Annotated in this window: 13 protein-coding genes; 11 read left to right on the forward strand and 2 right to left on the reverse strand. The window is 71.6% G+C overall.

Annotation, left to right across the window (positions count from 1 at the left end; genetic code table 11):
• Positions 1 to 65: 65 nt before the first annotated feature.
• The 8 genes from rpsD to aroB all read left to right on the forward strand — a co-directional run bounded on the left by rpsD (position 66) and on the right by aroB (position 8,698).
• A complete protein-coding gene (rpsD, locus tag HUN59_RS09280) occupies positions 66 to 695 on the forward strand; it encodes a 30S ribosomal protein S4 (RefSeq protein ID WP_058742120.1) in 630 nt (209 codons plus the stop codon).
• A 129-nt stretch (positions 696 to 824) separates the two neighbouring features.
• Positions 825 to 1,019 carry a hypothetical protein gene (locus tag HUN59_RS09285; protein WP_114849980.1) on the forward strand — a complete coding sequence of 65 codons (195 nt, stop codon included), beginning with the start codon at positions 825 to 827 and terminating at the stop codon, positions 1,017 to 1,019.
• A gap of 59 nt (positions 1,020 to 1,078) precedes the next feature.
• Positions 1,079 to 3,736 (forward strand): alanine--tRNA ligase, encoded by a 2,658-nt coding sequence (gene alaS / locus HUN59_RS09290; protein WP_174778182.1) that lies wholly within the window; start codon positions 1,079 to 1,081, stop codon positions 3,734 to 3,736.
• Between the two features lie 8 nt (positions 3,737 to 3,744).
• Positions 3,745 to 4,188: a Holliday junction resolvase RuvX gene (ruvX, locus tag HUN59_RS09295; protein ID WP_058742143.1), complete on the forward strand. Its 444-nt coding sequence runs from the start codon at positions 3,745 to 3,747 to the stop codon at positions 4,186 to 4,188.
• A gap of 93 nt (positions 4,189 to 4,281) precedes the next feature.
• Positions 4,282 to 5,775 (forward strand): endolytic transglycosylase MltG, encoded by a 1,494-nt coding sequence (mltG, locus tag HUN59_RS09300; RefSeq protein WP_254630032.1) that lies wholly within the window; start codon positions 4,282 to 4,284, stop codon positions 5,773 to 5,775.
• A 69-nt stretch (positions 5,776 to 5,844) separates the two neighbouring features.
• A complete protein-coding gene (gene aroC / locus HUN59_RS09305; protein WP_144801037.1) occupies positions 5,845 to 7,065 on the forward strand; it encodes a chorismate synthase in 1,221 nt (406 codons plus the stop codon).
• Entirely contained in the window at positions 7,062 to 7,604 is a 543-nt protein-coding gene (locus HUN59_RS09310; RefSeq protein ID WP_368076218.1) for a shikimate kinase, read from the forward strand. Before aroC ends, HUN59_RS09310 begins: the two co-directional genes overlap by 4 nt.
• A complete protein-coding gene (gene aroB, locus HUN59_RS09315) occupies positions 7,601 to 8,698 on the forward strand; it encodes a 3-dehydroquinate synthase (protein ID WP_441307032.1) in 1,098 nt (365 codons plus the stop codon). Before HUN59_RS09310 ends, aroB begins: the two co-directional genes overlap by 4 nt.
• Positions 8,699 to 8,710: 12 nt before the next feature.
• Here the strand turns inward: aroB and HUN59_RS09320 are convergent, their stop codons facing one another.
• Both HUN59_RS09320 and HUN59_RS09325 read right to left on the reverse strand, forming a co-directional pair.
• Positions 8,711 to 8,890, reverse strand: a complete 180-nt coding sequence (locus HUN59_RS09320) for a hypothetical protein (protein WP_058742123.1) — start codon at positions 8,888 to 8,890, stop codon at positions 8,711 to 8,713.
• Positions 8,887 to 9,210, reverse strand: coding sequence for a hypothetical protein (locus tag HUN59_RS09325; RefSeq protein WP_174778183.1), 324 nt, complete (start codon positions 9,208 to 9,210; stop codon positions 8,887 to 8,889). The genes HUN59_RS09320 and HUN59_RS09325 overlap by 4 nt, the downstream gene beginning before the upstream one ends.
• Positions 9,211 to 9,337: 127 nt before the next feature.
• On the opposite strand from HUN59_RS09325, the gene HUN59_RS09330 reads away from it, so the two are divergent.
• The 3 genes from HUN59_RS09330 to nusB all read left to right on the forward strand — a co-directional run bounded on the left by HUN59_RS09330 (position 9,338) and on the right by nusB (position 12,264).
• Positions 9,338 to 11,026: an ABC1 kinase family protein gene (locus HUN59_RS09330; protein WP_174778184.1), complete on the forward strand. Its 1,689-nt coding sequence runs from the start codon at positions 9,338 to 9,340 to the stop codon at positions 11,024 to 11,026.
• Positions 11,027 to 11,191: 165 nt separating this feature from the next.
• Positions 11,192 to 11,755: an elongation factor P gene (efp, locus tag HUN59_RS09335; protein ID WP_058742126.1), complete on the forward strand. Its 564-nt coding sequence runs from the start codon at positions 11,192 to 11,194 to the stop codon at positions 11,753 to 11,755.
• Between the two features lie 11 nt (positions 11,756 to 11,766).
• Positions 11,767 to 12,264 carry a transcription antitermination factor NusB gene (gene nusB / locus HUN59_RS09340; RefSeq protein ID WP_174778185.1) on the forward strand — a complete coding sequence of 166 codons (498 nt, stop codon included), beginning with the start codon at positions 11,767 to 11,769 and terminating at the stop codon, positions 12,262 to 12,264.
• Positions 12,265 to 12,287: the final 23 nt, after the last annotated feature.

A 12,287-nucleotide genomic window follows, 5' to 3' on the forward strand; every position in this document is an offset into this window, starting at 1 on the left:
TACGCAGCGCCCGCGGACGGGTGGTGTCCGACGAGTCATTCAGTTCAGACAGAGAAAAGGACCCTGTGTCTACCAAGTCACGCACCCGCAGCAAGACCCGCCTCTCGCGCGCGCTCGGCATCCCGCTGACGCCGAAGGCGGCCCGCTACCTCGAGAAGCGCCCCTACGGCCCCGGTGAGCACGGCCGCACCCGCCGTCGTGCGGACAGCGACTACGCCGTCCGCCTCCGTGAGAAGCAGCGTCTGCGCGCCCAGTACGGCATCCGCGAGAAGCAGCTCCGCATCGTCTTCGAAGAGGCCCGCAAGACGAAGGGCCTGACCGGTGAGAACCTGGTCGAGCTCCTCGAGCAGCGCCTCGACGCCCTCGTGCTCCGTGCCGGCTTCGCCCGCACCACCGCGCAGGCCCGTCAGCTGATCGTGCACCGTCACATCATGGTCGACGGCAAGCTCGTCGACCGTCCGTCCTTCCGCGTGAAGGAGGGCCAGATGATCCACGTCAAGCAGCGCTCCGAGTCCCTCGAGCCCCTCCAGGTCGCCGCCGCCGGTGGTCACCTCGAGGTCCTGCCGAAGGTCCCGGGCTACCTCGAGGTCGAGATCGAGAAGCTCCAGGCCCGCCTGGTCCGTCGCCCGAAGCGCGCCGAGGTCCCCGTGACCTGTGAAGTGCAGCTCGTCGTCGAGTACTACGCAGCTCGCTGATCCACCGATCACACCCGAACGGCGGGTCGTCCTCTCNGGAGGACGGCCCGCCGTTCGGCGTACCGGGGGTTCCCCGCCACTAGACTCGTCGGGCACGCGCCGCCTGCGTGCGCGAGAGGGAGGGGCACCGTGAAGCAGCTGTTCTTCGTCGCCGTCGGCGTCGTCATCGGGTTCGCCGCAGCGCACCGGATCGCGAACACCCCGGGTGGCGCGCGCTTCTTCGCCGACGTGAACGCCCGGACCAAGGCCTTCACGGACGCCGTGGCCGACGGCTACCGGTCTCGGGACGCCGAGCTGCGCCCGTCCACCGACGTCGTCGACTGACCGCCCGAGCCGCGTCCCCGCGCACACCCTCCCACCGACTCCTCGACCCAGGAAGCACCATGCAGACCGCAGAGATCCGCCGCCGTTGGCTCCAGTACTTCGGCGACCGTGGGCACACCGTCGTCCCGTCCGCGTCGCTCGTCTCCGACGACCCGTCGCTCCTGTTCACGGTCGCCGGCATGGTGCCGTTCATCCCGTACCTGACGGGGCTCGTCCCGGCGCCGTACCCGCGCGCCACGAGCGTGCAGAAGTGCATCCGCACGAACGACATCGAAGAGGTCGGCAAGACCCCGCGGCACGGCACGTTCTTCCAGATGAACGGCAACTTCTCGTTCGGCGACTACTTCAAGGAGCAGGCGATCCAGTACGCCTGGGAGTTCCTGACGTCGTCGGAGTCCGACGGGGGCCTCGGCTTCGACCCGGAGGACCTGTGGGTCACCGTGTACGAGGACGACGACGAGGCGATCGCCTTCTGGAAGCAGCACTCGTCGCTGCCCGACGAGCGCATCCAGCGCCTGGGCAAGGACACCAACTACTGGTCGACCGGGCAGCCCGGTCCTGCTGGCCCCTGCTCGGAGATCTTCTTCGACCGCGGCCCGGCGTACGGCATCGACGGCGGTCCTGCGACGGACGACGACCGCTACGTCGAGATCTGGAACCTCGTGTTCATGCAGTACCAGATCCAGAACGTGCGGTCGAAGGTCGACTTCGACATCACGGGCGACCTGCCGAACCAGAACATCGACACCGGCATGGGCCTGGAGCGCGTCGCGTTCATCAAGCAGGGCGTCGACAACATGTACGAGATCGACCAGGTGCGCCCGGTCCTCGACAAGGCGGCCGAGATCTCCGGCCGCCGCTACGGCGCCGTGCACGAGGACGACGTCCGCATGCGCGTCATCGCCGACCACGTCCGCTCGTCGCTCATGCTCGTCGCGGACGGCGTGACGCCGTCGAACGAGGGACGCGGCTACATCCTCCGCCGACTCCTGCGCCGCACGGTCCGCGCGATGCGCCTGCTCGGCGTCGAGGGCGCCACCTTCCCCGAGCTCTTCCCGGCGTCGCGCGACGCGATGCGGGACGCCTACCCCGAGGTCGCGGAGCAGTACGACCGCATCGCGCGCACCGTCTACGCGGAAGAGGAGACCTTCCTCCGCACGCTCGCGCAGGGGACGACGATCCTCGACGTGGCCGTCGAGCGTGCGAAGCAGGACGGCGCCCCTTCGATCGGCGGCGACACGGCGTTCCTGCTGCACGACACGTTCGGCTTCCCGATCGACCTGACGATGGAGATGGCCGAGGAGGCGGGCGTCGTCGTCGACCGCACCGCGTTCGACACGCTCATGTCCGAGCAGCGCGCCCGCGCCAAGGCGGACGCGAAGAGCAAGAAGACGGCCCTTGCCGACCTCAGCGTCTACAGTGCCTTCCGCGCCGCGGGCGAGACCGTGTTCCTCGGCTACGACGCGCTCGAGGCGGAGTCCTCGATCCTCGGCATCATCGTCGACGGTGTCAGCGTGGACCGTGCGGTCGCGGGCGACATCGCCGAGGTCATCCTCGGTGAGACCTCGCTCTACGCCGAGAGCGGTGGCCAGGACGCGGACCAGGGCTCGATCGTCGGCAACGGCTTCGACCTCGAGGTCCTCGACGTGCAGCGTCCGGTCGCCGGGCTCTGGAGCCACAAGGTCCAGGTCCGGTCCGGCGAGGTCGGGGTCGGGGACGCCGCCACCACCGTCGTCGACGCCGAGTACCGCCGCGGTGCGACCCAGGCACACTCCGCGACCCACCTGGTGAACGCCGCGCTCCGCGACGTGCTCGGCCCGGAGGCGTTGCAGGCCGGTTCGTACAACAAGTCCGGCTACATGCGCCTCGACTTCTCCTGGTCGCAGCCGGTCTCGACGTCGACCCGCTCCGAGATCGAGGAGGTCGTGAACGCCGCGATCCGCTCCGACCTCGAGGTCTCCACCCGCGTGCTGCCGCTCGACGAGGCGAAGGCCCTCGGCGCCCAGGCGCTCTTCGGCGAGAAGTACGGCGCCGAGGTCCGCATGGTCGACATCGGCGGCCCGTGGTCCCGTGAGCTGTGCGGTGGCACGCACGTCGCCTCGAGCGCCCAGGTCGGCCTCGTCAACCTGGTGGGGGAGTCGAGCGTCGGCTCGACGAACCGCCGCGTCGAGGCACTCGTGGGGCTCGAGGGCTTCCGGGACCTGGCGGTCGAGCGCACGATCGTCTCGCAGCTGTCCAGCGCGCTCAAGGCGCCCCGGCACGACCTGCCGGGACGCGTGCAGAGCCTGATGGAGGACCTCCGCGCCGCCCAGAAGCGCATTGCCGAGTTCGAGTCGGCGAACCTGCAGCAGCGGGTGCCGAGCATCGCGAAGCAGGCCACGACGGTCGGCGCGACGACCGTCGTCGCCGAGACGATCGACGGCGTCCAGTCCGCCGACGACCTCCGTTCGCTCGCCACCGGCGTGCGCGCACAGCTCGGCGACGGTGCGTCCGTGGTCGTGCTCGGTGCCGTCGTGAGCGGCAAGCCCGTCGTGATCGTCGTGACGAACGACGCCGCGCGTGCAGCGGGAGTCCAGGCCGGCCCCCTCGCGAAGGAGGCCGCAGGCGTGCTCGGCGGCGGTGGTGGCGGCAAGCCGGACCTGGCGCAGGGCGGCGGGACCGACCCGGCTGCGCTGCCGGCGGCCCTGCGTGCGGTGACCGCGCGCCTGGCGGGCTGACGGTGACGATGCGGTCCGGGCGACGACTCGGCATCGACGTCGGTCGCGCCCGGATCGGCGTCGCCGTGTGCGACCGGGACGGGCTGCTCGCCACCCCGGTCGAGACGGTGCGACGCGACGACAGCAGGGACCTCGGGCGCATCCTGGCGATCGCCGACGAGTACGACGTGCTCGAGGTCGTCGTCGGACTGCCGCTGTCGATGTCCGGCGGTGACACGCCCTCGACCGCCGACGCCCGCGCGTTCGCCGAGCGGATCGCACGGCACCGTCCGGTCCGGCTCGTCGACGAGCGTCTGTCGACCGTGACGGCCCAGCGCGGCCTGCACCAGGCGGGCAAGAACACGAAGAAGTCCCGGGCCGTGATCGACCAAGCGGCCGCTGTTATCATTCTGCAACACGCGCTCGACCACGAGCGTGCGTCCAGCGCCGCCCCCGGCGCCACGCTCCCCTGACCGGTCGGCCGACGACGAGGACGCCGCCACCGACCGTCGTACCCGGACCGACACCACCAGGCGGAGCCCCCGACCCGAGGAACCGAGGATCCGTTGGCAGACGACCTGGACTGGAACGCGATCATCGCGCCCGGTGACGACGCCGACGGGCGCAAGCAGCCCGCGGTACGACCCGACGACATCGAGCGTCCGACGAGCGCCGACCAGCCGCTGTCCCGCCGCGAAGCCCGCGCCGCCGAGGCGGCCCGCGGTCGACGGGAGGGCGACGACGCCGACAGCACGCGTCCGACGTCGCCGGCCGACGCTCCCGTCGCGCAGCACCACGACGAGCTCCACCCCGAGGTGCGGGCGCTCCTGACCGGCGAGGTGCCGGCGGACGCAGCCCGGAACGCCGGGCTCGTCGGTGCTGCCGCAGCCGCCGGTGGCGGTGCGGCACCCGGCGGCGGGGCCGCGGGAGGCGGCGGACGTGACGGCCGTGGCGGTGGAGGGCGATCCTCCAGGCCGCCGCGCGAGCCGCGACCGAAGCGACGACGCGGACCGCTGATCGCGGGGATCGTGATCGTGGCGGTCGTGCTCGCCGCCGGCGGCGGGGCGTACGCGTTCGCGGCACCGAAGATCCAACAGGTGATCGGCGCGATCAGCGGCGCCCAGGAGTCGGACGACTACTCCGGGTCCGGGACGAGCAAGGTCACCATCACGATCAAGCAGGGCGACATCGGCGAGGACGTCGCGAAGACGCTGCAGCGCAGCGGTGTCGTGAAGAGCTCGCAGGTGTTCTACAAGCTGCTGCTGACGTCGCCGAACGTGCAGTTCCAGCCGGGCTCCTACGCGCTCAAGAAGGAGATGAGCGCGAAGTCGGCCCTCGCGGCACTGCAGGACGAGAAGAACCGCGTGCAGGCCTCCATCGTCATCCCCGAGGGCACGGCTCTGCAGGACATCGAGGCCGGGATGGTCTCGAAGGCCGGCCTCACCAAGGAGGAGGTCTCGTCCGCGGCCGCCGACGTGCAGGCCTACGGGCTGCCGGCCGGCACCACGACGCTCGAGGGCTGGCTGTTCCCGGCCACGTACCCGATCAACCCGGGCTGGAGCGCGAAGCAGTACTTCCAGTCGATGGTCGACACGATGAAGCAGCACCTCGCCGCGGCGGGCGTCGCCGAGGCCGACCAGGAGCGGGTGATCATCTTCGCTTCGCTCGTGCAGAAGGAGGCCGGCGTCGCGGCCGACTTCCCGAAGGTCGCGCGCGTGTTCCAGAACCGTCTCGACCAGGGGATGGCGCTGCAGTCCGACGCGACCGTCGCCTACGGGACGGGGAACACCCACACCGTCACGACGACCGACGCCGAGCGCGCCGACGCGGGGAACAAGTACAACACGTACCAGCACAAGGGCCTGCCGCCGGCACCGATCTCGAACCCGGGCGACGTCGCGATCAAGGCCGTCACCCAGCCCGCGAGCGGGAGCTGGCTGTACTTCGTCACGGTGAACCTGGAGACCGGCGAGACCGTGTTCTCCGACACCCTGCCGCAGCACGAGGCCGCGGTGGCGCAGTTCCGGGCCTGGCTGCGGGCGCACCCGTCGTACCAGTGAGCCGATCGGGCCAGTGAGCCGGCTCGGCTGCCGCGTCGCACGGTGGTCCGCTGTGGGAGGATGGTCGACATGCTTCGTTGGTTGACCGCTGGTGAGTCCCACGGACCCGAACTCATCGCGATGCTCGAGGGCCTGCCCGCGGGTGTGCCGGTGTCGTTCGAGTCCATCCGCACCGACCTCGCACGGCGGAAGCTCGGGTACGGCCGGGGCTCCCGCATGAAGTTCGAGCAGGACGAGCTGCACGTCTCCGGCGGTGTCCGCCACGGGTTCTCGATCGGCAGCCCGATCGCCATCCGCATCGGCAACACCGAGTGGCCGAAGTGGGTCGAGGTGATGAGCCCCGAGCCCGTCGAGCAGACCGAGATGTCCCGCGGCCGCAGCGCCCCGCTGACCCGCCCGCGTCCGGGTCACGCCGACCTGGTCGGGATGCAGAAGTACGGTTTCGACGAGTCGCGTCCGATCCTCGAGCGCGCGTCCGCCCGTGAGACCGCGGCCCGCGTCGCGCTCGGCGCCGTCGCGAAGTCCTTCCTCGCCGAGCTCGGCATCCGGTCCGTCGCGCACACCCTGCAGGTCGGTACCGTCCGCGTGCCGGACGGCACGGACCTGCCGCAGCCCGACGACGTCGACCGGCTCGACGAGGACCAGCTGCGGTGCTTCGACGCCGACACGTCCGCACGCATGGTCACCGAGGTCGAGGCCGCGAAGAAGGACGGCGACACCCTGGGCGGCGTCGTCGAGGTCCTGTTCTACGGCGTCCCCCCGGGACTCGGCTCCCACGTGCAGTGGGACCGTCGACTCGATGCCCGTCTCGCCGCCGCGATCATGGGCATCCAGGCGATCAAGGGCGTCGAGGTCGGTGACGGCTTCGCGACCGCCGGGCGACGGGGTTCGGCGGCGCACGACGAGCTGTACCGCGAGGACGGCGAGATCATCCGCACGAGCGACCGCGCCGGCGGCACCGAGGGCGGCATGTCGACCGGCACCGTGCTGCGCGTCCGCGCCGGGATGAAGCCGATCGCGACGATCCCGCACGCGCTGCACACCATCGACGTCGCCACAGGCGAGGACGCCTCCGCGCACCACCAGCGCAGCGACGTCTGCGCGGTGCCCGCCGCGGGCGTCGTCGCCGAGGCCATGGTCGCGCTCGTGCTCGCCGACGCCGTGCTCGAGAAGTTCGGCGGGGACAGCCTCGCCGAGACGAAGCGGAACCTCGACGGCTACCTGGCCGCGATCCCGGAGACGCTCCGCTCCCGGCGGACCGACGCCGCCGAGCCCTCGACCGCCTGGTGAGCACGCCCGACCGGGCGCCGCACGGGCCGGTCGTCGTGATCGGCCCGATGGGCGCCGGCAAGTCGAGCGTCGGCAAGCGCGTCGCGAAGGCGCTCGGCGTGCCGTTCACCGACACCGACCGGGTCATCGCGCGCGAGCACGGCCCGATCCCGGGCATCTTCGCGGAGCGCGGGGAGCCGGCGTTCCGGGAGCTCGAGGCCCGGGCCGTCCGGGACGCGATCGCCACCGGCGGGGTCGTCTCGGTCGGCGGGGGAGCCGTCACGCACGCGGACACCCGGGACGCCATGGCCGGGGCACGGGTCGTGCTCCTGACCGTCTCACCCGAGGCCGTGGCCGAACGCATCGCGGGCAGCGACCGCCCGCTGCTCGCCCAGGCCGGCATCGACGCCTGGCAGACGATCCTGGACGCCCGGGCCGCCACCTACGCCGAACTGGCGCACGCCACCTTCGACACCTCGCGGCGGCCGATGTCGCACGTCGTGCAGGACGTCGTCGCGTGGGTGACCGCGCAGGACACCACCACCGGAGGGACACCGTGACCGAGTCGAACCTGCCCGAGGGCACCACCGAGATCCGGGTCGGCGGTGACGGCGGGTACGTCGTCGCGGTCGGGAACGGCCTGCTCGGGTCCGTCCCCGCGCTGCTCGGTCCGCGCGTCGCCAAGGTGCTGATCGTGCACGCCCCGACGCTCGGCGCCCGGGCGAACGAGCTCCGCGAGATGCTCGCGGACGCCGGACTCGAGGCGCTCATCGCCGAGGTGCCGGACGCCGAAGGGGCCAAGCGCGTCGAGGTGGCGGCCTTCTGCTGGCAGGTCATGGGCCAGGCGGACTTCACCCGCACGGACGCCGTGATCGGGCTCGGCGGTGGTGCGGTCACGGACCTCGCCGGCTTCGTCGCGGCGACGTGGCTCCGCGGCGTCCACTTCCTGGCGATCCCGACGAGCGTGCTCGGCATGGTCGACGCGAGCGTCGGGGGCAAGACCGGCATCAACACGAACGAGGGCAAGAACCTGGTCGGGGTGTTCTCCGCGCCGCGCGCCGTGGTCGTTGACCTCGACCTGGCACGGACGCTGCCCCGGAACGAGATCCTGACCGGGTTCGCCGAGATCGTGAAGGCGGGGTTCATCGCCGTGCCGGAGATCCTCGACGTCATCGAGGCCGACGTCGCACGCGTCACGGACCCGACGACGCCCGAGTTCCGCCGCGTCGTCGAGCTCGCGATCGCGCTCAAGGCCGAGGTCGTCTCGGACGACTTCACCGAGCAGGGCCGTCGCGAGGTCCTCAACTACGGGCACACGCTCGGCCACGCCATCGAGCACGCCGAGCGCTACCAGTGGCGACACGGCGCGGCGGTCTCGGTCGGGATGGTGTTCGCAGCCGAGCTCGCGCGGCTGACCGGGCACCTCGACGACGCCACGGTGGACCGGCACCGCTCGATCCTGGAGTCGCTCGAGCTCCCGACGTCCTACGGGCTCGGCCGGTGGGAGGGGCTGCTCGCGACGATGCGCCGCGACAAGAAGGCCCGGGCCGGCATGCTGCGGTTCATCATCCTGGACGGGGTCGGCAAGCCGGTCACGCTCGAGGGGCCCGAGGACCACCTGCTCTTCACCGCGTACCAGGAGGTCGGGGTCTAGCTCCGCGCGGGATCACCGCAGCGTGGGTCGTGTCCGACGCCACCACCACCGTACGCGCATCGAGACGGTCAGCACACCGGTGCGTTCCCACTCGCGGAACTCGTCGAGCGTGGCCCCGTTCTCCCACGCCCAGTACTCGTCGTCGTCACGGTCTGGATCGAGTGCGTCCGGCAGTGGTCGGAAGATCCTCATGAGTCGGCCTCCTGTCCAGCGGTCGGTCCTTGCGGTCGTTCGGCGTCGGCTGCGGCCCGTTCCCGACGACGGAGCGCGCGGTACGCCAGTCGGCGATCAGACTTCGGGCACAACGATACGGTCGCGAGGTTCCGGAACACAGCGATCGAGATGTCGTACGCACGGTCGTGCGGCTGCTGACGGAGCGCCCAGGTGAAGCGTTCCCAGGCGTGGTGGCGGATCACGGTCCGTCGCGCCTGGAACGCGCCGAACCAGCTGACGACGGCGCCGACGGTGGACGCCAGGGCGGCGATGCTCGCCGCGACGAGTGCGGTCTCCATGTCACCCAACGTCGCGCGCCGGGCGCACGCCGACGTCGGAGGCGAGCCGACCTGTGGAGGGCGCGCCGTGCCTCCAGGCTGTGGAGGAGCGCGGCAGGTGCGCAGGGCGGGGGAGCAGACTGGTCCGGTGCCCACCCCGCCCCGTCTGAGTGACTTCGGTCAGCAGGACGTCGACGCCGGCAGCCTGCGGTCCCGTGGCCGCCGCTTCGCCGAGCTGCTCGCGATCGCCCGTCGTCACCGTCTGCTGCCCTTCCGCCGGCTCGACTTCTCGCACGCCCCCGAGACCGCCGACCTGCGTCGTGACCAGGCGGAAGACCTCCGTCGCGCCCTCGAGGAGGCCGGCGGCGGCTTCGTGAAGATGGGCCAGCTGCTCTCGACGCGGGACGACCTGCTGCCGGAGGAGTGGACCGAGGGGCTCGCGCACCTGCAGCGGAGCGTGACCCCGGCGGACGCCGGCGCGGTCGCCGCCCTGCTCGAGGAGGAGCTCGGTGCCCCGGTCGACCAGGTGTTCGCGAGCTTCGACCCGGAGCCGGTCGCCGCCGCCTCGATCGCGCAGGTGCACCGTGCGACGCTGCAGGACGGCACGGTCGTGGCGGTGAAGGTCCAGCGCCCCGGCATCGACGCGGCGGTGCGTCGCGACGTCGACATCGCGCTCCGCGTGGTGCGGTTCCTGGCCCGGACGAGCACCGAGGCGCGGCAGGTCGGGGTCGCCGACGTCGCGCAGCAGTACGCCGACGACCTGGTCCGGCAGGTGGACTTCTCGTCGGAGATGCGGAACCTCGCAGCACTCCGCGCCGCGCAGGCACGGAGCGCCCGGCCCGACGCGGTGGCGTTCCCGGAGCCCTACCGGGACCTGTCGAGCCGACGTGTGATGGTCATGGAGTTCCTCGAGGGCGAGACCCTCAGCGCGCTGCGTGCCGCCCGGTCGACGCGGGACCTCGACGAGCCGATGCGCGCCGTCCTCGACGCGTTCCTGCGGCAGGTCGTGTTCGACGGGATCTACCACGCCGACCTGCACCCGGGGAACGTCGTGCTGCTGCCGGACGGCCGCCCGGCGCTCATCGACTTCGGGTCGGTCGGGCGGCTCGACCCCGGACTCCGCGAGACCGTGCAGGACCTGCTCGCCGGGTACATCCAGGACGACACCGCCCGGATCGCCGACGGTGTGCTGCGGATGGCGCCGGTCCGGAACGCCGAGGACGAGGCCGACTTCCGCCGGGACATCGCGGCGTTCGTCGCGGACGAGCTCGGGCCCGGTGCGCGGATCGGCGTCGAGACGGTGGACGACGCCGTCGCCGTGTTCGGTCGGTACCGGCTCAAGCCGCCGCCGGACTTCGTCGCGGCAGCACGTGCGCTGGCGATCTTCGAGGGCACGCTCCGGACGCTCGCGCCGTCGTTCGACCTGCTCGAGGAGTCGCGGGACCTGGCCAGGGGGCAGATCCGCGACCAGCTGCGCCCCCGTGCGGTGCGGGACCTGGCGATCCGCGAGCTCTTCGGCGTCGTGTCCACGGTCCGTCGGTTGCCGCGACGCGTGGACCGCATCGGCGAGGCACTCGAGAACGGCAAGCTCGCCGTCAACATCCGGTTGTTCTCGGACCGGCGGGACCGCGAGGTCGTGTCGGGACTGATCCGCCGGGTGCTCCTGGTGTTGCTCGGCGCCGGTGCGGGGGTGCTGTCGATCGTGTACCTGGCGATGCCGGCCCGGCCGACGGCGGTCCTGTCCACCGGCGCCGCCGGCGGGTTGATGGGCGGTGCGGCCGTCGTGCTGCTCCTGTGGGCCGCGGTCGACGCGTGGCGGGCGCGCCGACGACGCTGACCCGCGCCCGCCGGCGCGCGCCCGCCGCCCCGCGCCCGCCGTCGCGCCTGGCCGTCCCGCGCCCGTCCGCTACACTCGTCGGGGCGTCGGCACGGGCCTCCCGGCCGCCGTCGGGACCGGACGCACGTCCGGGAGACCTTCACAACACCATCGAACGGAAGACCCATGGCGAGTACCACTGACATCAAGAACGGCGCCGTTCTCATCATCGACGGGCAGCTCTGGTCGGTCGTCGAGTTCCAGCACGTCAAGCCGGGCAAGGGCGGCGCGTTCGTCCGCACCAAGCTGAAGAACGTCGTCTCGGGCAAGGTCGTCGACCGCACGTTCAACGCCGGCGCGAAGATCGACACCGCGACCGTCGACCGCCGTGACTACCAGTACCTGTACCAGGACGGCGAGTCCTACGTGTTCATGGACACCGACACCTACGACCAGATCCCGGTCTCCGAGGCCGTGGTCGGCGACGCGAAGAACTTCCTCCTCGAGTCCGCGATGGTCACCATCGCGATGAACGAGGGCAACCCGCTCTACATCGAGCTCCCGACGTCGATCGTCACCGAGGTGGAGACCGAGCCTGGCCTGCAGGGCGACCGTTCCTCCGGCGGCACGAAGGACGCGACGATCATCGCGACCGGCCACCGCATCCAGGTGCCGCTGTACCTGGAGAACGGCACCACCGTGAAGATCGACACGCGCGACGGCAGCTTCCTCGGCCGCGTCAACTCCTAGGCGACCGCCCCATGAGTGCTCGTTCGAAGGCCCGCAAGCGCGCCCTCGACATGCTGTACGTGGCCGAGGTGCGTGAGCTCCCGATCGCCGACGCCCTGGCGACCGAGACCGTCCGACACCTCGACCAGCCCGAGCGTGCCTCGAGCTGGGACTACGCCCGGCAGATCGTCACCGGCGTCGACGACGACCGGTCGGCCATCGACAAGGTGATCGTGGAGCACGCGCAGGGGTGGTCCATCGCCCGCATGCCCGTGCTCGATCGCTGCATCCTGCGGATGGGCGTCTGGGAGCTCCGGTACAACCCGGAGGTCCCGGACGCGGTCGCGATCGCCGAGGCGGTCGAGCTCGCGCAGTCGCTGTCGACCGACGATTCGGCGAGCTTCGTGAACGGCGTGCTCGGCGCCGTGGCGGGCGGCCGTGCACCGTCGGCGAAGGCGGCCACCGCTCCCTCCGACGACGACGCCGCACCGTCCGGCCGGACGGTCGCAGGGGACCAGGAGTCCCGGTAGGGTTGACCACGTCAGCGTCCTTT

This window comes from Curtobacterium sp. Csp2 (genome assembly GCF_013347165.1).

Excerpts from the sequence above, each read along its gene's own strand:
- HUN59_RS09320 (WP_058742123.1), bottom strand. The coding sequence starts at position 8,890 with ATGAGGATCTTCCGACCACTGCCGGACGCACTCGATCCAGACCGTGAC.
- aroC (WP_144801037.1), top strand. The coding sequence starts at position 5,845 with ATGCTTCGTTGGTTGACCGCTGGTGAGTCCCACGGACCCGAACTCATC.
- efp (WP_058742126.1), top strand. The coding sequence starts at position 11,192 with ATGGCGAGTACCACTGACATCAAGAACGGCGCCGTTCTCATCATCGAC.
- HUN59_RS09325 (WP_174778183.1), bottom strand. The coding sequence starts at position 9,210 with ATGGAGACCGCACTCGTCGCGGCGAGCATCGCCGCCCTGGCGTCCACC.
- alaS (WP_174778182.1), top strand. The coding sequence starts at position 1,079 with ATGCAGACCGCAGAGATCCGCCGCCGTTGGCTCCAGTACTTCGGCGAC.
- nusB (WP_174778185.1), top strand. The coding sequence starts at position 11,767 with ATGAGTGCTCGTTCGAAGGCCCGCAAGCGCGCCCTCGACATGCTGTAC.
- ruvX (WP_058742143.1), top strand. The coding sequence starts at position 3,745 with ATGCGGTCCGGGCGACGACTCGGCATCGACGTCGGTCGCGCCCGGATC.